The organism is Methanobacteriaceae archaeon (assembly GCA_030656015.1).
GTDB lineage: Archaea > Methanobacteriota > Methanobacteria > Methanobacteriales > Methanobacteriaceae > UBA349.
Genome location: JAUSNX010000014.1, coordinates 165,550 through 183,582, shown reverse-complemented (window position 1 = coordinate 183,582; position 18,033 = coordinate 165,550). Strand labels below are relative to the sequence as shown.

At 33.9% G+C, this 18,033-nt stretch carries 18 protein-coding genes, 1 tRNA gene and 1 other RNA gene; 12 read left to right on the top strand and 8 right to left on the bottom strand.

The genetic code is table 11. The features are described from left to right. Nucleotides 1-16: 16 nt before the first annotated feature. The 4 genes from frhD (at nt 17) to Q7I96_10585 (ending at nt 2,626) form a co-directional block, all read left to right on the top strand. Nucleotides 17-493, top strand: a complete 477-nt coding sequence (gene frhD, locus Q7I96_10600; GenBank protein MDO9628052.1) for a coenzyme F420-reducing hydrogenase, FrhD protein — start codon at nt 17-19, stop codon at nt 491-493. A 4-nt stretch (nt 494-497) separates the two neighbouring features. Continuing rightward, nucleotides 498-1,325: a coenzyme F420 hydrogenase subunit gamma gene (gene frhG, locus Q7I96_10595; protein ID MDO9628051.1), complete on the top strand. Its 828-nt coding sequence runs from the start codon at nt 498-500 to the stop codon at nt 1,323-1,325. Nucleotides 1,326-1,337: 12 nt separating this feature from the next. Continuing rightward, nucleotides 1,338-2,183, top strand: a complete 846-nt coding sequence (gene frhB, locus Q7I96_10590) for a coenzyme F420 hydrogenase subunit beta (GenBank protein MDO9628050.1) — start codon at nt 1,338-1,340, stop codon at nt 2,181-2,183. 68 nt (nt 2,184-2,251) lie between these two features. Next, nucleotides 2,252-2,626: a hypothetical protein gene (locus Q7I96_10585; protein ID MDO9628049.1), complete on the top strand. Its 375-nt coding sequence runs from the start codon at nt 2,252-2,254 to the stop codon at nt 2,624-2,626. 96 nt (nt 2,627-2,722) lie between these two features. On the opposite strand, the gene map is transcribed toward Q7I96_10585, so the two are convergent. Further along, on the bottom strand, nt 2,723-3,649 hold the full coding sequence (gene map / locus Q7I96_10580; protein ID MDO9628048.1) for a type II methionyl aminopeptidase: 927 nt from the start codon (nt 3,647-3,649) through the stop codon (nt 2,723-2,725). Nucleotides 3,650-3,935: 286 nt separating this feature from the next. Here map and Q7I96_10575 point away from each other — a divergent pair, with 286 nt between their 5' ends. The 3 genes from Q7I96_10575 (at nt 3,936) to Q7I96_10565 (ending at nt 5,160) form a co-directional block, all read left to right on the top strand. Beyond that, nucleotides 3,936-4,364, top strand: coding sequence for a hypothetical protein (locus Q7I96_10575; GenBank protein MDO9628047.1), 429 nt, complete (start codon nt 3,936-3,938; stop codon nt 4,362-4,364). Nucleotides 4,365-4,366: 2 nt separating this feature from the next. Continuing rightward, nucleotides 4,367-4,870: a hypothetical protein gene (locus tag Q7I96_10570; protein ID MDO9628046.1), complete on the top strand. Its 504-nt coding sequence runs from the start codon at nt 4,367-4,369 to the stop codon at nt 4,868-4,870. A gap of 215 nt (nt 4,871-5,085) precedes the next feature. Beyond that, a tRNA-Met gene (locus Q7I96_10565) sits at nt 5,086-5,160 on the top strand. Between the two features lie 113 nt (nt 5,161-5,273). On the opposite strand, the gene Q7I96_10560 is transcribed toward Q7I96_10565, so the two are convergent. After that, the gene (locus Q7I96_10560; protein ID MDO9628045.1) at nt 5,274-5,768 is read right to left on the bottom strand and encodes a hypothetical protein; all 495 of its coding nucleotides are present in this window, start codon (nt 5,766-5,768) and stop codon (nt 5,274-5,276) included. Between the two features lie 36 nt (nt 5,769-5,804). Here Q7I96_10560 and Q7I96_10555 point away from each other — a divergent pair, with 36 nt between their 5' ends. Continuing rightward, nucleotides 5,805-6,491 carry a response regulator gene (locus Q7I96_10555; GenBank protein MDO9628044.1) on the top strand — a complete coding sequence of 229 codons (687 nt, stop codon included), beginning with the start codon at nt 5,805-5,807 and terminating at the stop codon, nt 6,489-6,491. Nucleotides 6,492-6,527: 36 nt separating this feature from the next. Here the strand turns inward: Q7I96_10555 and Q7I96_10550 are convergent, their stop codons facing one another. Continuing rightward, nucleotides 6,528-7,271 carry a response regulator gene (locus Q7I96_10550; protein MDO9628043.1) on the bottom strand — a complete coding sequence of 248 codons (744 nt, stop codon included), beginning with the start codon at nt 7,269-7,271 and terminating at the stop codon, nt 6,528-6,530. A gap of 585 nt (nt 7,272-7,856) precedes the next feature. Between Q7I96_10550 and rnpB the strand changes: the two genes are divergently transcribed. After that, nucleotides 7,857-8,165: RNase P RNA component (gene rnpB / locus Q7I96_10545), an RNA gene on the top strand. 74 nt (nt 8,166-8,239) lie between these two features. On the opposite strand, the gene Q7I96_10540 is transcribed toward rnpB, so the two are convergent. Further along, the gene (locus Q7I96_10540) at nt 8,240-8,482 is read right to left on the bottom strand and encodes a DUF2769 domain-containing protein (protein MDO9628042.1); all 243 of its coding nucleotides are present in this window, start codon (nt 8,480-8,482) and stop codon (nt 8,240-8,242) included. 211 nt (nt 8,483-8,693) lie between these two features. Between Q7I96_10540 and Q7I96_10535 the strand changes: the two genes are divergently transcribed. Continuing rightward, nucleotides 8,694-9,404: an FtsX-like permease family protein gene (locus Q7I96_10535; GenBank protein ID MDO9628041.1), complete on the top strand. Its 711-nt coding sequence runs from the start codon at nt 8,694-8,696 to the stop codon at nt 9,402-9,404. Beyond that, a complete protein-coding gene (locus Q7I96_10530) occupies nt 9,397-10,083 on the top strand; it encodes an ATP-binding cassette domain-containing protein (GenBank protein MDO9628040.1) in 687 nt (228 codons plus the stop codon). The genes Q7I96_10535 and Q7I96_10530 overlap by 8 nt, the downstream gene beginning before the upstream one ends. Nucleotides 10,084-10,243: 160 nt before the next feature. On the opposite strand, the gene dnaJ is transcribed toward Q7I96_10530, so the two are convergent. The 3 genes from dnaJ to grpE all read right to left on the bottom strand — a co-directional run bounded on the left by dnaJ (nt 10,244) and on the right by grpE (nt 14,386). Then, a complete protein-coding gene (gene dnaJ, locus Q7I96_10525) occupies nt 10,244-11,386 on the bottom strand; it encodes a molecular chaperone DnaJ (GenBank protein MDO9628039.1) in 1,143 nt (380 codons plus the stop codon). Between the two features lie 405 nt (nt 11,387-11,791). Beyond that, the gene (dnaK, locus tag Q7I96_10520) at nt 11,792-13,666 is read right to left on the bottom strand and encodes a molecular chaperone DnaK (protein ID MDO9628038.1); all 1,875 of its coding nucleotides are present in this window, start codon (nt 13,664-13,666) and stop codon (nt 11,792-11,794) included. Nucleotides 13,667-13,807: 141 nt separating this feature from the next. After that, nucleotides 13,808-14,386 (bottom strand): nucleotide exchange factor GrpE, encoded by a 579-nt coding sequence (gene grpE, locus Q7I96_10515; GenBank protein ID MDO9628037.1) that lies wholly within the window; start codon nt 14,384-14,386, stop codon nt 13,808-13,810. Between the two features lie 281 nt (nt 14,387-14,667). Here grpE and Q7I96_10510 point away from each other — a divergent pair, with 281 nt between their 5' ends. Continuing rightward, complete coding sequence (locus tag Q7I96_10510; protein MDO9628036.1) at nt 14,668-15,165, top strand: ArsR family transcriptional regulator; 498 nt, start codon at nt 14,668-14,670, stop codon at nt 15,163-15,165. A 193-nt stretch (nt 15,166-15,358) separates the two neighbouring features. Here Q7I96_10510 and hypF read toward each other — a convergent pair whose 3' ends face one another. Further along, nucleotides 15,359-17,656, bottom strand: coding sequence for a carbamoyltransferase HypF (gene hypF, locus Q7I96_10505; protein MDO9628035.1), 2,298 nt, complete (start codon nt 17,654-17,656; stop codon nt 15,359-15,361). Nucleotides 17,657-18,033 lie beyond the last annotated feature (377 nt).

The window sequence follows — 18,033 nt, the reverse complement described above, 5'->3', positions numbered from 1 at the left end:
TTATAAAGGGAATAAAATGCCATACGATGCAGAGATATTAGTAGTAGGGTGCGGAAACGTTTTGTTTAAAGACGACGGTTTCGGCCCAGCAGTGATCGAAGCCTTAGAAGAATATTTTAAGGAACACAAAGACGAAAAGCCAGAAAATGTTATGTTTATTGATGCTGGAACTGGAGGTCCTCACTTTGTATTTTCACTTCCCCAAGATTCCTGGAAAAAGATGATCGTGGTGGATATTGTAGAATTTAAGGCAGAACCAGGCACGCTAAGAAAATTCGAAGTGGATGAAATTCCAAAAGGATCTTATGAAAACATGCATTCATGGCCCGTTAATCAACCATTACATGAACTCAGTGAAACCGTAGATGTCATGGTTATAGGATGCAAACCCGAAGAAATCTCTGCCCCTGATGTGGTTATGGGACTCAGTCCCGCTATTGAAAAAGCTATTCCTGAAGCCATTAAAATGATTTTAAAGGAGATAGGGGTTTAGCAAAATGAGCTTGATTTCCAGAATAAAGGATTTATTAGGAATAGGGGCTAAACCAGCTAATGAGGAGGCTAAACCAGCAAAATCAGGAAAAGTTGGAGCTTCAGAACAGGAGGTTGAAAAAGTGGCCGAAGAAAATGCAAAACCAAGAATTGGTTACATTCACTTGAGTGGATGTACCGGAGATGTTATGTCGTTAAGTGAGAACTACGACATTCTCGCCGAATTACTCACCAATATGGTGGATATTGTTTATGGACAAACCCTGGCAGATGTATGGGAAATGCCAGAAATGGATCTAGCACTCGTAGAAGGGTCTGTCTGTCTGCAGGATGAACATAGCCTGCATGAATTAATGGAAACAAGGGAAAAAGCAGCTATGGTATGTGCTTTTGGATCATGTTCTGCTACAGGATGTTTCACTAGATACTCTCGGGGTGGACAACAAGCAAGACCAGATCACGAATCATTTGTGCCTATTGCTGATTTGATTAAAGTGGACTGTGCAATACCAGGATGTCCACCTTCCCCAGAAATTATCGCTAAAACAGTAGTAGCTTTAATTAATGGAGACATGGACTATTTACAGCCTATGATAGATTTAGCAGGAATGACCGAAGGATGCGGATGCGATCTTCAAAAATACGTGGTCAATCAGGCTTTATGTATCGGATGCGGTACCTGTGCCATGGCCTGCCAAACCAGAGCTGTTAGCATGACTAATGGGCGACCAGAAGTTAATGGTGACCGATGTGTAAAATGTGGAATCTGTTATGTACAGTGCCCACGAAGTTGGTTCCCAGAAGAACAAATCAAAAAGGACTTAGGACTATAGGAGGCTGGAAAAATGGTTTTAGGTACTTACAAAGAAATAGTCTCTGCAAGAGCAACCGATAAACAAATCCAAAAAGTCTCTCAAGACGGTGGAATTGTCACCGGTTTATTAGCCTTTGCACTAGAAGAAAAAATCATTGAAGGAGCCGTAGTTGCTGGACCTACTGATGAATTCTGGAAACCAGAACCAATGGTAGCCATGTCTGCTGATGAGATCATCGCAGCTGCCGGTACCAAGTACACTTTCTCCCCTAACGTAATGATGTTAAAGAAAGCTGTACGGCAATACGGTATTGAAAAATTAGGAACTGTTGCTATTCCATGTCAAACCATGGGTATCAGAAAAATGCAGTCCTACCCATTCGGTGTACGATTCTTAGCTGATAAGATCAAGCTATTGATTGGTATTTACTGTATGGAAAACTTCCCATATGCTTCTCTAGAAACTTTCATCTCAGAGAAAATGGGAGTCAGTATGGAATTAGTAGAAAAAATGGACATTGGTAAAGGTAAATTCTGGGTATACACTCAGGACGAAGTCTTAAGCATACCACTTAAAGAAACCCACGGATATGAACAAAGCGGATGTAACGTCTGTCTGGATTACGTGGCTGAATTAGGTGATGTGTCCACTGGATCTGTTGGTTCACCTGATGGATGGTCCACGGTTATTACCCGAACCGATGGTGGAGATTCTATCTTCAAACAAGCAGTTGAAGCGGGAGCATTCGAGACCAAAGACATTGCTAATGTTAAACCTGGAATCGACCTTCTACAAAAATTAGCTGCTCAGAAGAAAGAGAAAAACCAGAAAACCATCGACAAGAGAAAAGAAATGGGACTACCAGTACCATTCTAATTCTCTTTTTCTTTATTTTTATTTTGGATTAATCAATTATTCACTTATTTGAAATAGGTGGGTTTTTTATGGATGTTTTAATTGCTTTTTTAGCCATAGTGATGGTTTATATTTATGGAATTGTATATTATTTTTATAAAAGATCAAAGAAAAGGCAAAAAAAGAAATCTGATCTGATGATTAGGGCTATTACATATTTCAGACGGAAAAATTTTGATCAAGCGAAGTATTATTTTGAGATTGCTTATAATGAGTCACTTGAATCTGAAGATATGTATGTGGCTGCCGAAAGCCTTTATTATTTGGCTTTTATTCATGACAACAACGGACATAATCCAATGGCACGTGAAATTCTTCAAGAAGCACTAGAGTATTATCAACACCTAAATGAATCTGAAGGAATAAAAAAAGCTCTGAATTTAATGGCTAAAATTTCACAATAGGTTCTCCATATTTTATTTGAATTGATTTGTATGATAAAAATGGAGTAGTAATAATAACTCCTACTCCTCAACTATCTATTCTATTTTTTAGTATTTTTATTCGGTAATGATTTTACATCCATCTGATTCAACAATAACAGTGTGTTCTGCTTGAGAAACCCAGGCCCCACTTTTTTCTCTAAGTACATGGTAGGGATAGATTGCCCTGGATTTAATTAACACTCTCATGGATGAAGTAAGTCTTTTTTCATCAAATGAATCTAAAAGCCATCGTTCAGTGAATGGAAGTATTTTATATTCTGATTTTATAGTTCCCATGACTTTTTTGGCGTGCAACATTCTCATGGGCCTGTCGCGTAAGAAGCGGAAAATATATGTGGGGTGCATGTCTGTTACATACCCCACCCCATCAGTGGCAAAAGGTTCCACCGCTAAAACATCTCCTTCTTCTATTTTATGGCCATTTTTTTCTCCAATATTGGGAATAGAAAGCCCTGAGTGGAGAATCCATTGTTCCATACTGTGTCCAGTTAGATTGGCCACAGGTTTGAAACCATAATCTTGTATGGTATTTTCCACCACTTTGCCGATTTTTTCAAGTTCTACACCGGCTCTTATGGTACTTATAGCATTGTTTAAGGCTTCTCTCGAGGCATCAATCATTTTAAGATTTTTTTGAGCTAGATTCTCACTGTATTGGTCTTCTTTAAGATCTTGATATCCGTCGACTAGGATGGATGATGCACTATCGGCGATATAACCATTTATATGAGCTCCAAGATCTAGTTTAACTAGATCACCAGATTTAATAAGAGTTTCATCTCCGGGAGGGGAGGTGTAATGTGCAGTTAATTCATTAATTGACACGTTGCATGGAAAAGCAGGAAATCCTCCTTTTTGAATAATCTGACTTTCTACAAAATTTACAAGGTCTATTATTGGTAGTCCATCCTTAATTATTTTCAATGCATCTTCTCTAACTTGAGAAACAATTTTTCCTGCTTTTTCATAGGATTCTATCATAAGATCACGATTTCATTAGTTAATAATTATTGAATTTATATGAATATATCAGATTAGAATTTTTATATTGCTTTTTATATTTTTTAGTTATGCTTTAATAGATTTATACTATTTCATTTTCCAAATGATTTATTTTTAAGCATAATTCACAAGAATAATTACTTTCAAAGTGCTTTAAATAAGCTAATTTTTAAAAAAACAAACTATATCATTCATGACTTAGAAATTAAGTATAAATAAGAATTTTTATATATGATACCATACAAAAAATAAATGGAGGGAAATTATGGCTTCAAGCACGATTGCGATACCACAAAATATTTTTCTGTTAATAATTGCTGTAATTGCATTAATAGCTATAGTAGTAGTGGTTATTCAATGGAGAAGAGTTAGGGAAACTCAGAATAATGCTATTCTCATGGATAAACAAATAGAACTCAAAAAGATATCTCTGGTGGAAAAAGATATGGAATCTAAAAGATTAATGGAAACTGCTATTCCATTACCTAAAGACCAGCAAGATAACCTAATTAATATTCGCCAAGGTACTTCGGAATTAATGGCTGAAATTGGTTATCTCCATACTGAAATAAGTGAGAGATTGGCTAGATTAGAAGCCCAAACCGAGTTCAAGAAACTGCAGAAAATGCTCAATGAGATTGAGAATAAGGAATCAGAACTAGATAAAAATATTAAAAAGGTTAAAGGGGACTAAAAATGGATGCTATATCATTACTGGCAATTCTTGTATTGGCCGGAGCGATTGTAGTACTATTTTATTATTATTTACAAAATTCTAACAATGCCAGTGTTGGTAAATTTAAAAGTCAAGTATATGAGTTTGGAGATCGTGTTGGTGGGGGTCATGAGTCTATGTCTGCAATGGGACAAAAAACAGCGGGTGTAGGGGAAAAAATGTCCGGAATGGGTGATAAAATAATGGGAAAAGTTAAAGAGGTTCCTATTAGCACTGATGTTCTTTCCAACAGAATTGATGCTTTTTTAGATGAGAAAAGCGATGAATTAATTAAAGACTGGGATTTGGCAACTAAAACTGATGTGGATGGCCTTGAAAAAAGAATGGATGTAGTTACTCGCAATATTGATGAATTAGAACATAGATTCAATGAGTATAGGGGTTACACTAATAAAAAAATGGATTCACTGGATAATCGGCTTAAAAATCTAGAAGGAGTTGAAGAAGAGAAATCTTCTCCTTAAGTCAACAGATTAAGCTAAATTAATAGTGATAAGCTGTCATTTTTCTATTTTTCTATTTTTCTATTTTTCATGTTTGGAATATATATTTGTATAACTTTTTTTCTATTTTCTCAAACAAAAATTAATTATGAAATTCAATAAAATAAGGATATTTTTATTTATTTTGGAAAATTGAGGGAAACCTTTATATAGGAATACCACTAATGTTTAGTTACAGCGGGGTGGGGTAGTCTGGTGATCCCGCGGGGCTCATAACCCCGAGAGCCCTAGTTCAAATCTAGGCCCCGCTATTCTTTTTATAATTAATTTAAAATTAAGTATTTATAATTTTAATCCGGATTTCCTGTTTATTTATTAATTTTAAATTTTTTAAATATATATAATTGTTAGTTTAAGAATAACACTATACTTTTTTAATATATAATTCTGGAATCTGACCAGTACCTATGATTTTGTATTTTTTATGTGTAGTTTTTTCCAAGGAAGAGATAATAACATATAAAATTAAGTGAAGTATTATTAAAGACTTTAAATTAGCCTCAATATCAAAATCAGTTTTATTTTCTAATTTAACAATTATATTATTATCTGCACGGTCAATTTTTAAGTGATGTTCACTTTCAGGCCCGAATTGATTTATTATGCTCTCCAGATTCTTAAAAGGGTTTTCTTTATCTAAATTAAGTTCCAATTTTAAATTTTCCCAAATTTCAGGGTTAAGATAATTTGCTATAGAACTATGGTTTGCAATGGACTCACTATCGCTTTCTGCCCAATCTTTCATGGCATCTGCTACTGCATTACTGTACCAACCTTTCTCAAATTGATACTTCTGAGATGCTTTTTTTCTGAATTTCAGATCTACATCTGAATCAATTGCTATTGTTACCCTTTTCACTATAAACACCTTAATTTTGAATGAAAACATATCACAATACATTTATTACCAAATTTTTTTCATTTATACCTAGATGCTTTAGAAAAAGTAGTTGAATTAAAGCCGGATTTAATATTAATGGATATTGGATTAGCGGGAGATATGGATGGAATTGAGACAACTCAAAGAATCCATGAGATAATTGATGTTCCAGTAATCTATTTGTCTATGTATGCTGATGTGAATACTATCAAGAAATCGAGGTCTACTAGTGCATTCAGATATATGAATAAGCCTTTTAATGAGGAAGAACTTAAATTTACGATTGAAATGGCAATTGAATCTCATAAAAATGCCAAATTACTAAAAGATGCAAAAAAATATAAAAGTGTCTTAGAAAATATTCCCGCAATTGTTTATCGTATATATGTCGATGAAAGTGGATACTCAGAAATAACTCTATTCAATGATCGAATTGAGTATATCACGGGTTTTTCATTAGACGAGCTAAATAATAATGAAATATTATTTTTAATGCCCTTAATTATCAGAAAAAATAAAAAGGATATGTCTGAACATATTAAACGACTAATAAACTCTAAAAAAGGGTTTTCATTGAATTATGAAATTGAAACTAAAAAAGGAGATATTAAATCAATTCATGAAAAATGTGAACCTGTATTTGGCCTGGAAGGAAAGTTGAAATACTTTGATGGTATTATTACCGAAATTTTATTAGAATAAATTGCTAATTTTAATAAAATAATGGGAGTTAATAAACTATTCTCCATTTAAAATGGACACCATAGAGTTCATATGTTTTTTAAGGTCTTCAGTTTCTTTTAACAGCTTTTGATGTCTTTTTTTGTGCTGATTTATTTTTTCTTCTAGAGATCTTTGAACTTTTCCCAGTTCTGCCAGTTTGTTGTCTTTTTCAGATATGATATTCATATACTTCTCTTCAGCTTTTTTAAGGCGTTCAATTTCTCTTTCTTGAGATACGGACTCACCATAAACTTTTGAAAAACTATCTTCCAGTTTTTTGAATTCTTTTTCAATTATTTCGTGGGCTTTATAATAATCTCCCAATCCTTCTTTGATATCTATATTATATTCTGAAATATTCTGAAAATTTTCGGCTGTTTTTTCCATGGTGCCACCTTTTTTAAGAAGATTTTCAATGCTCGACTTTAAATCCTCATCTCTGCAGGTTTTGCTAACAAAATCACCATTTTTAAAAGTTTTAATTTTATTTAAAAGTTCATCATCGTTATGTGAACTATAAAAAACAATAGGAATTTTAAATTGATCTTCAATGGCTTTTGCAGCACTAATGCCATCTAATTCCCCTTTAAGAGATATGTCCATAATTACTAAATCAGTATTTTTATATTCGACTCTTTTCAAAGCTTCTTTTCCCGATAAAGCAATCTTAGGAACTTCATATCCCCAAGATTTAATTTTTTTCTGTAGTTCTATAGCAAAAATACCATCATCTTCCACTATCAAAACGTTTTCTGTCATAATATCCCCCTATTATCACATTTTACAATTTAATATACCATCTCTTTCAATATTTTTAAATTCAATGAATGATGATTTAGTATAATTATGAATTATAAATTACTAATCATGATTAATTAAGATAAATTAATGAGTCTTATTAATTAATTTGTAATTTTCTATTAATAAAAATTATTATTAAAATATAAAAATAATTCCTGAATTTAATTGTTTTATAAATCTTTTTTCAGGTTAATTACTAGTTTATTTAATTTAATTAGCATTATTTTGATAAATGAGAGGATTAATATAAATCCTTACAATATTGGCTTGATTGGGGGCAAACCAGAATTGTAGTGTATGTTACCCAAGGAAATTAAAAATATCAAATCCTCTCATGATTATAAAAATGATAATTAAAGCATATAAAAGAAGCTCTAATGCACTTTTTCACAAAAACACAATTAATCTAAAATGAAATGAAATATTATTAAATTTATTAAGTATCAATTTATTTTGTTGATATTATACTTCATACTAAGTGAACTCAACAAATAGATTTTTATATTATAAAAAAGGATTGATAGTATATTTAATTATTTGATGGCAAGCCGAAGAGCAGCCACCGGTTTCCCTTTTTTTAGGGTTTAAATTGAGGAAACTCCACTCATCATACAGAACCGCGGTACTGTGAGGTACTTGCTGAGAAGTTAGACTCTGGAGCAGAAACGACACGTCTTTTAATGAATGAACATGATGCTTTCTCGAAAAAGTTGAACGACATTAAAAGGAACGGTGAAACGGCCAATCCGTGGGATGCAAGGGCAAATGCTGCTGGTGACTAACTGTACGAGGCAGAGGTAGTCCGCCTAGATGAATGCTGCTGAAACAGAAAGTGGGTTACTCCCGGCATGCCATCACTCAAACTCTAAAATAGGTTTTATTAATTAAATTTATAATATTATTTCAAATGCTATTTTTTTAATTATTCAATCAATTTTAAAAGCACCTTTCTCACAGTAAAAGAGACCAACCATTTTATATTCTAGCTGTACTGGGCAGCGAGGGCAATGACAACCCCATTTTTCAAGTTTACAACTGGTCGCTCCAGTACTACAATACAAAATTTCTTTTTTACTTTCCATGCATGCATTGTATGCAGGACATCCTGGACATAGGCATTTATCTCTATTTTCAGGAGTATTTGGAACATTAGATAATTTATCATCCATATTAACACATCCATTCTTTTAATAAATCTTTTAATAAATATATGCCTTATTTTCATAAAATAATTTTCATTTAGAAACTTATTGGAAATATTAACTTATTAAAAATTAATTTAAAGCCAGGCATTTATCAACTTTTAATAAAAATAAGAACAATAGGATTTTCAGCACAATGTATTTTTATTAGTTTTTACTAAAATGAAATAAGAACAAAATGGGAATCTATAGACTTTCTTATAAAAATTTACGCCGGAATAAATGGAGAAATTTTTCTACCATTATTCGAATTGCATTTGGTGTTATAATTCTACTTTTACTTTTAAGTTCTGGAATTGGAATGAAGACTTTTTTAAAGGAAGAACAACCAATCGATAATAATTTAATTTCCAATCAAACTACTAATAAGACATCAAATCTGAACTTAACTAGTGAAGAATTGCTCAATAATGTTACAAACTTTTTTAACACTACTGTTGGCTTGAATTTCAATAATTCTCAAGCTACAGGTTTCATTAGCCAGGTTTTAACTAATCTCATTTATCTGGTGGATATATTGGCCAGTTTAGTATTTTTAGTTGGTATTTTTGGAATAACTTATGCTATGGATATGAATCTTGTGGAAAGACGAAGAGAAATAGCTCTACTAAAATTAATGGGATTTACTACCTTTCAAGTTGCTGCGACCCATTTATTAGAAGCAGCTTTATTGGGGCTTTTAGGTGCAGTGGTGGGAACTATTCTGGGGTCACTAGTTATTTTTGCAGCCACTAATTTTGTTAAAATAATTTCTATTTCCGTTATTTTGCCATGGTGGCTACCTATATTAGTTATTATACTCACGGTCATTTTAAGTGCCCTAATTGCTTTATTTTCAGTCTGGTTCCATACTAAAAACGATCCAAACGAGGTTTTAAGACATGGATAGGTCAGTTTTAGAATTTAAGGATGTTCATAAAGAATATGATGATGCTGAAATGAAGTTAATAGCACTCAGTGAAGTTAATTTCAAAGTCCAAAAAAATTCTTTGAATATGATTACTGGACCGGCAGGGTCTGGAAAAACAACTTTATTTCATTTAATAATTTTAATGGATCTACCTACTACTGGAGATATTTTTTTAAATAATGAAGCTGTTTTGGATTTATCTTTATCAAAAAGGAGTGTTTTGAGAAGGGAAAAAATAGGAACTATGCTCCGATGGGGAAACTTAATGCCTTATCTAACTGCTTTAGAAAATATAATGCTCCCTATGATTAATAAAAATGACCAAAAGGCCATTCAAGTCATGGAACTGCTAGAATTTAGCGAAAAAAAGGATATGTTGCCTAATGGTCTCACTCACTTTGATAAACAGAAAACTGCTCTGGCCAGGGCGTTGGTAAATGAACCTAGTTTAATAGTAGCAGATGAGCCTTTTGGAGATCTAAATAATGAAAAAACCATTAAATTAATGGAATTATTCCATAAAATAAAGAATGAAACATCTATTATAATTCTATCTGATGATAATGACTCTAATTTTGATAAATATTTAGACTCTTCATTTATCTTAGAAAATGGAAAATTAATAAAAATTAATAAAAAAATTAATGGAATTCATTGAAAATTTGATTTAAGTGCACTGAAGTTAACTTCTATGTGTCTCTATTGATCCAATGACATAAATTTTCCATTCAATTCTATTTAAATTAAAATAACAAATAATAAAATAAGTATTTTTGATTTTAATGTGATTTAATTAATCACCAAACCATGCATATGGCCTAGTGATTGATAGCATCTTTTACCTTATCAAAAAAACCCTTATCTGCATTATGAATTTCTTCTCCACTTATGTCAGCGAACTGCTGTAAGAGCTCTTTTTGTTTTGTGCTTAACTTACGAGGAGTAACCACTTTAACTTTAACATAGAGGTTTCCTTTTCCATTCCATCTTAGATGGGGCATGCCTTGACCTTTAAGACGGAAAGTTGTTTCACTTTGAGTCCCGGCAGGTATTTTAAGTTCAATTGGTTTTTCAAGTGTAGGGACTTCAACAGAATCTCCTAAAGATGCTTGAACAAAACTAATAGGTTTTTCATGGTAAATATTGGCTCCGTCTCTTTGGAATATTTTGTGATTTTTTACATGCATCATTACATATAAATCACCGGCAGGGCCGTTATGAGCACCTACTTCTCCTTCTCCACTAACTCTTAGACGAGAACCAGTTTCCACACCTGGAGGGACTTTAATGTGGATGCTGCTGCTTTGTTTAACAATTCCCCGTCCATGACAATTGCTACATGGGTGTTCTACAATAGTTCCTTCTCCATGACATTCATGACATGGTCGGATGTTGACCATCTGGCCCAGGAAAGTATTATTTACCTGTCGAATCTGCCCACTTCCTCCACAAGTCTGGCAAGTGGTAGTACTGGTGCCGGGCTCTGCCCGACTTCCTTCACATACGGGACAGGTTTTGGTATGAGGTACTTGAATATCAGTTTCTAATCCATTAAAAGCATCTTCTAATGTTATTTCCAGGTCGTAGTAAACATCGGCTCCTTTTTGAGGTCCATGTCTTCTATTTCCTCCTCCAAAACCAAACATATCAAATATGTTGTTCACATCGAAACCCCCAAATCCACGGAATATGTCTTCGAAGTTTATATTGTTGAATATGTCTTCTTGGGAGAATCCATTCATTCCAGCATGTCCGTACTGGTCATAAGTGCCTCTTTTTTCCTCATCAGAAAGTACACCGTATGCTTCACTGAGTTCTTTAAATTTATCTGATGCTTCTGGATCTTCACTTACATCGGGGTGGTACTTCATGGCCAGTTTTCGGTAGGCCTTTTTAATATCTTTTTTATCGGCTCCTTTCTCTACGCCTAGAACCTCATAATAGTCACGCTTTTCTGCCATTGTATTTTTCACCTTAGATTAGATTGATGTTGGAATATTGATAATAAAATCAGTATAATAACTTCATAATGATTCAGTTAATGAATTTTAAATTATTTTAAATTCTTAATTTATAATGAATAAATTAGTGTGAATAGTAATTAAAGTTTATTAAGATTTATAGATTAAATTAAAATTATTTTAAAATACATGCTCTGAGATTATATAATGAAATGATTTAATGAATTTTAATAAGTGGATTCAAATAACTGTTGATTTTTTATAAGTAAAAAAAAATTGAATATGAGAATAATAGAATTAAGATAAAACCAAGTAAGATTTAATGAATATCACTAATTTTAACTTTTATTTATCAAAATTTCTATTTCTCTTGCTAATTTAATTCTTCAATTTTTGACCTATTGACTATTTTTTAACTTCGTAGTCAGCATCGATGGTGTCATCGTCAGCAGCATTACCTGAATTTCCTTGTTCTGATCCAGCTTGGTCTTGACCTTGTTGTTGCTGGGCCTGTTCTTGTTGGGCTTGCTGATAGATGGCCGCACCAATTTCCTGAACTATTTTGGTTAACTCTTCAGTTTTTTCTTTAATTGCAGAAACGTCGTCACCAGTAACCAGTTCTCGAAGTTCTCCCACTAATTTTTCCACATTTTCCTTTTTATCACCAGGAACTTTGTCTCCCAGTTCTTCTAAGGTTTTTTCAGAGGTGTAGATCATGGAGTCTGCATTGTTGCGAACTTCAATTTCTTCCTGTTTCTTTTTATCCTCTTCAGCGTGCGTTTCAGCGTCTCTAACTTTTTGATCGATTTCATCATCAGAAAGCTTGTTAGGAGCAGTAATGGTTATGGCTTGTTCTTTACCAGTTCCCATGTCCTTAGCAGAAACATTCATAATACCATTGGCATCTATATCAAATGAAACTTCGATTTGAGGCATCCCTCTTGGTGCTGGTGGGATTCCTACTAACTGGAATCTTCCGAGTGTTGCATTATCTGCAGCCATTGGCCTTTCTCCCTGCAGGACATGTATATCCACAGAAGTTTGAGAATCTGCTGCGGTAGAGAATACTTGACTCTTTTTAGCAGGAATAGTGGTGTTTCTTTCAATTAACTTGGTTGATACTCCACCTAAGGTTTCAATTCCTAATGATAATGGTGTTACATCCAGAAGAACCAGATCTTTGATTTCTCCAGCAAGTACTCCACCCTGGATAGCGGCTCCCATAGCCACACATTCCATAGGGTCGATTCCTCTTTCAATGGTTTTTCCAATGAAGTCTTCCACGAATTTTTGAACAACAGGCATCCTGGTTGGTCCTCCTACCAGAATAATCTTGTCCACATCGTTTTTACTCATTTTAGCATCAGAAATGGCTTGTTGCATTGGTCCTGAACACTTTTTGATAATTGGATCAACCAGTTCTTCTAATTTGGCTCTGGTTAAGGTGTGAATCAGGTTTTTAGGCCCATCTGAAGCCACAGTAATGAATGGTAAGTTAATTTCAGTGTTTAAAGTGGTTGAAAGTTCGATTTTGGCCTTTTCACCAGCTTCTCTTAATCTTTGCACTGCTTGATCATCAAGCATCAGGTCGATTCCAGTTTCTTTCTTGAATTCACTGGCCAGATAATTCATTATGGTGTTATCCATATCGGTTCCACCTAATTTGGTGTCCCCACTGGTGGATTTTACTTCAAATACTCCTCCACCAAATTCCATAATGGTCACATCTAAGGTTCCACCACCAAAATCAAAAACCATGATTTCTAATTCTTCTTCCTGTTCTTTGTCCACACCATAGGCTAAACTGGCTGAAGTAGGTTCATTTACCAGACGAACTACATCCAAACCAGCAATAGTTCCCGCATCCTTAGTAGCAGTCCTTTGGTTGTCGTCAAAGTAAGCAGGAACAGTAATTACTGCTTTTTTAACTTCTTCTCCCAGGAAGGATTCGGCGTCTTTTTTAATTTTTTGTAAGATGAAAGCAGATATTTCTTGAGGAGTATATTGTTTTCCGCGAACATTTACCTTGGTACTGGTTCCCATACTTCTTTTAATAGCACTGATAGTATTTTCAGGGTTGGTAACAGCCTGTCTCCTGGCAGGTTCCCCTACCAATCTTTGACCGTCTTCTGTGAAGGCCACATAACTTGGGAAAGCTTTACCATACTGGGAAGCACCTTCAGCACTTGGTATGACTGTTGGTTTTCCTCCAACCAGTACTGCTGCTGCAGAGTTACTTGTTCCTAAATCAATTCCTATAATTTTTTCTTTTTTTGCCATAAATTTCACCTCTAACTCTTAAAAATTTATATTAACTTTAATTTATCCTTATTTTTGGAAATTTTTATATAATAAATCTTAATTTTGTTAAATTTATTTAAATATCTTAAATTTATTCAAAAGCCATTATTTTTGCCTTTTTCATTTTTTACAGACTTTTACCATGGAATATTTAATTACCTTATCTTTTAAGGTGTATCCTTTGGCTAGCTCTTCAATAACCATTCCACTTTCATAATCTTCATTATTTTCAGCCATAAGGGCTTCATGCTGGAATGGATCGAATTTTTCTCCCTGGGCTGAAATTTCCACCAGGCCTTCCTTTTCCAGGGTGTTTTTAAGTTTACTGTAAATTATTTCCAGGCCTTCTCTCAGTTCTTCTGCGGTTTCACACGTATTTAAGGCGCGCTCAAAATCCTGGTAAACGTCCAGTATCTTCAAGATCAGCCCTTCATTGGCATAATCAATGGTCTGGGATTGCTGCTTTTCAGTGTGTTTTTTGTAATTTTCAAAATCAGCCTGCAGGCGCTGCATGTGAGATACATATTCTGCTATCTTTTCGTCTTTTTCTTCCAAGCCTTTTTCTTTTTCTGAGAGTGTTTCTTCCATTTCTTCCAGTTTATCAAGAGCTTCCTGAAGTGACGTTTCTTTCTCATCAAGCAGGGACTTTTTTTTCTTTAGCTCTTCTTCGAGCTTTTTAAATTCATCGTCTCCACACATTAGTTCACCTTTCACTTTATTAAATAGGATTAAAGAAAATATATTAATTCAATATTAATTTCAATCTTTAATCATTCTTTAATTCAAATTATATTTGTTAATAAACATTATTTGTTGAAAATTCATTCAATTAATTCTTGTATAACAACTAATCTTCAATTATATTTTCATATTAATTATATGCTGGTTACTTATTAAAGTTACCAAAGGTTATACAATTGCAACCCTAATTGATTATAGTTACAAAAGGTTATATAAACCTTTCTACAATAGTTATAGTGATGACTCAAAATTCATTTGATAATACGGACATAGAGGCCATACTGGATGTTATGGGATGCCGTACCCGACGTGAAATCATTAATCTTCTTAGAGAAGAACCTAGATTCGTGAGTCAAATTTCTAAAGAACTTGAAATTGGTCAAAAAGCTATAATTGAGCATTTAAGGGCAATGGAAGAGTTAGGATTACTGAGATCTTCATTTAAAAAAATTGAGCGGGGACGGCCCAGAAAATACTATGACATGCCCCAGGACATCACAGTAAATATCATTATTAATCAAAATACATTCCAAGTAGATATCACAGAAGAAGCATTAGGTAGAAAGCAACTTCCCTCAGGGGATGAATGGTCCAAACTGCTTAATATAGAACAGAGAATAATAAGTGGTCAATGGGAGGCCATAGACGAATTAAAATCACTCATAAGATTGTATGGTACTCTTAAAGAGAGAGCAGAACAATTTCTGGAAGATATTGAAATATCAACCAAGGAATAGTTGCTCCAATCATTTTTTTCTTTCTTTTTATTATTTTTTAATTTATTTAATTCAATATTTATTGAAAAAATAAATTTATCATATTTCATTAAAAAAGACCAAAACAAAAAGAGCTTAATTAGATATTAATATATTCTGCTAAGAAAATTCTGCTTAGGAAGATTAATTAAATAAAAAAATATTTAAAATATGTTTATTTATATTTAATGGCAGCAATGGCCGCCTGGCCCAGTGATACAGAACCATCACCGGCACAGGAGTTTTTGTGTTGTACAAAACGATATTCCTGATTTTCTACGTAATCTTTAATGGCCAAACTTATGGCTTCATTGTAGAAAACTCCTCCTGTTCCACCAATAATGTCCAAATCTTTTTTATCTGCAGATTTAATGGCCAAAGCAGCCATACCTTCAGCTAGAGTTCTTTGAGCGGCCTGTGCAACATCTGGAACAGATTCCCCCCTTTGAATATTTTCCATAACTTCTTTTAAAATCAAGGATGTATCTAAAACATCTCTATCCTCATGTTTTTTAATTTCAAGGGACATATCCAGATTTTTAGTACTTTTATATGCTACAGATTCCAATTTCATAGCACATTCGCCTTCATAGGTGCGTTCACCGCAGATATTTAATGCTGCAGCCACAGCATCCAATACACGCCCGGTACTGGTACTAAAGCCTACATTGACATCACGTTCTAACTGCTGTAGTACCAGATCTATTTCGGTCTGGGCATGAGGGAAATAGGCCAGATAATTATTAATTAATAATTCTCGAAGTGAGGATGCTTCATAATATTCCTGCAACATGGAAACCAGCATTCTTGCAGGATATTTGGTGCATAAATCTCCACCCGCCATTTTTTGTGGCATTAAACTTGACATTCTTTCATATTCTGCACCATTTATGTGTAATATTTCTCCTCCCCAAGCGGTTCCATCTTTTCCATAACCTACACCATCGGCAGCAATACAGATCATTTCTTCCACTTTATTATCCACAGCAAGGGCTGCACCATGGGCATGATGATGTTGAACGGGTAAAACTGGGCAAGAATACTTTTCAGCCAGCTCATGGGCCAATTTAGTAGTGAAAAATTGTGGATGGAGGTCACAGGCCACTACATCAATAGAATCAGTACTGGTAATGCTCATCATGTGGTTTATGGCTTCTTGCAAGTATTCATAGGTAGCAAATTTACTGGTATCTCCTATATGTTGAGATAGGTAGCATTTGCCTTCTTTGAGAAGAGAAAATGTTACATCAATCTCTGGGCCCAAGGCCAGTACATTAATATCCTTTGAAATGTGCGATAAATCATAAGGCTCGGGAACATATCCTCGAGAGCGGCGAATAAAGGCCATATCTTCTCCTCTAAAGCGAACTACTGAATCATCGCAACGATTAATAATTTTTCGGTCGTGAAGTAAGAAATAATCAGCAATTCCATTCAACTTCTTCACAATATCTGTGTTTCTGGTTAGCATAGGTTCTCCAGGCATATTAGCTGAAGTCATGATATATGCTGCTTCGTCAGTGTGCTGGAATAAAATATGCTGCAATCCCGAATAGGGCAACATAATTCCTATATTGTGTAATTCAGGGGCCACAGATGGGGCAAAAAAATAATTTTCACTCTTTTTTAAAACTACTATGGGTCTGCGACGTGATGTAATGACATTTTCTTCTTGAGGGGAAATGGTAGCAAATTTTTTAATGGTGTCCAGATCAGGAGACATACAAGCAAATGGTTGATTAAATCTTCCCAGTCTTTCACGCAACTTCAAAACAGGATCTTCTTCAGTAACCTTACATACCAGGTGGGTTCCACCAAGTCCCTTCATGGCCAGGATATTTCCTTCATCTAGAAGCTTGGCAGCCTCTTTAAGGGGAGTATCGACATCAAAACGGCAACAACTATATAAAAAGACTTCTGGCCCACATTCTGGACAACAGGTGGCCTCGGCATGATATCGGCGGTCTTCAGGATTTTTATATTCTTTTTCGCATGAAGGACAGAGTGGAAATTCGTCCATACTAGTTCTTTCTCTATCATAGGGGATGGAATCAATTACCGTAAAACGAGGCCCACAATCGGTGCAGGCGGTAAATGGATAGGTATATCTTCGCTCGCTATGGGTGTTTATTTCTTTTAAACAGGCGTCACAAGTGGCCACATCTGGTGGAATTACGGCAGAGCCTGAAAAATCTGATGAACTTTCTAGAATGGTAAAATCAGAATATTCTTCTTTATTTTCAATCCATTCCAGTTTTAATGAGGATATTTTAGAAATTGGGGGTTTTTTGCTTTGAATATCCTTTGAAAATTGTTTTATTTTATTTTTATCTCCTTCTAAGACAATTTCCACTATATTTCCCAGATTTCTCACATAACCAGTAAGGTGAAGTCTTCGGGCTAATCGATAAACAGTGGGCCTGAAACCCACGCCTTGTACAATCCCCTGAACCAGTATTCGGGCTTTATCCAATTTCACACCTCAGTTTAATTAATTATATTCAATATATTCCATTAGCTCTCTAAATAAAATATCTAAATAGATCATATTCAATTAATATTTAATTAGTAAATAATTTATAAAAATTTATTAGATTATTCAATAATTTTGCTGATTTGTTGAATTATATCAGAATATTAATTGTATTTTAATGAGTTTTATAGTGTATAATATTATATTTAATGAACATTTTGCAACTTGTCCTGGCATGCATTTCCAGTGTATCATCACTCTTTTTAAATATTTATCTTTATATATTTATTATGGATAATTTTATTATGGATAATGCATTAAGATGGAATTAATTTAAGTGTAAATGTTAAATAAATTCCACATAAATTTCAAATAAT

Bases quoted from the DNA above. Each gene is read 5' to 3' on its own strand.
- Q7I96_10510 (MDO9628036.1), top strand. From the start codon at position 14,668: ATGACTCAAAATTCATTTGATAATACGGACATAGAGGCCATACTGGAT.
- Q7I96_10535 (MDO9628041.1), top strand. From the start codon at position 8,694: ATGGGAATCTATAGACTTTCTTATAAAAATTTACGCCGGAATAAATGG.
- Q7I96_10570 (MDO9628046.1), top strand. From the start codon at position 4,367: ATGGATGCTATATCATTACTGGCAATTCTTGTATTGGCCGGAGCGATT.
- Q7I96_10550 (MDO9628043.1), bottom strand. From the start codon at position 7,271: ATGACAGAAAACGTTTTGATAGTGGAAGATGATGGTATTTTTGCTATA.
- frhD (MDO9628052.1), top strand. From the start codon at position 17: ATGCCATACGATGCAGAGATATTAGTAGTAGGGTGCGGAAACGTTTTG.
- dnaJ (MDO9628039.1), bottom strand. From the start codon at position 11,386: ATGGCAGAAAAGCGTGACTATTATGAGGTTCTAGGCGTAGAGAAAGGA.
- Q7I96_10585 (MDO9628049.1), top strand. From the start codon at position 2,252: ATGGATGTTTTAATTGCTTTTTTAGCCATAGTGATGGTTTATATTTAT.
- Q7I96_10530 (MDO9628040.1), top strand. From the start codon at position 9,397: ATGGATAGGTCAGTTTTAGAATTTAAGGATGTTCATAAAGAATATGAT.
- frhB (MDO9628050.1), top strand. From the start codon at position 1,338: ATGGTTTTAGGTACTTACAAAGAAATAGTCTCTGCAAGAGCAACCGAT.
- Q7I96_10540 (MDO9628042.1), bottom strand. From the start codon at position 8,482: ATGGATGATAAATTATCTAATGTTCCAAATACTCCTGAAAATAGAGAT.
- dnaK (MDO9628038.1), bottom strand. From the start codon at position 13,666: ATGGCAAAAAAAGAAAAAATTATAGGAATTGATTTAGGAACAAGTAAC.
- grpE (MDO9628037.1), bottom strand. From the start codon at position 14,386: ATGTGTGGAGACGATGAATTTAAAAAGCTCGAAGAAGAGCTAAAGAAA.
- frhG (MDO9628051.1), top strand. From the start codon at position 498: ATGAGCTTGATTTCCAGAATAAAGGATTTATTAGGAATAGGGGCTAAA.
- Q7I96_10575 (MDO9628047.1), top strand. From the start codon at position 3,936: ATGGCTTCAAGCACGATTGCGATACCACAAAATATTTTTCTGTTAATA.
- map (MDO9628048.1), bottom strand. From the start codon at position 3,649: ATGATAGAATCCTATGAAAAAGCAGGAAAAATTGTTTCTCAAGTTAGA.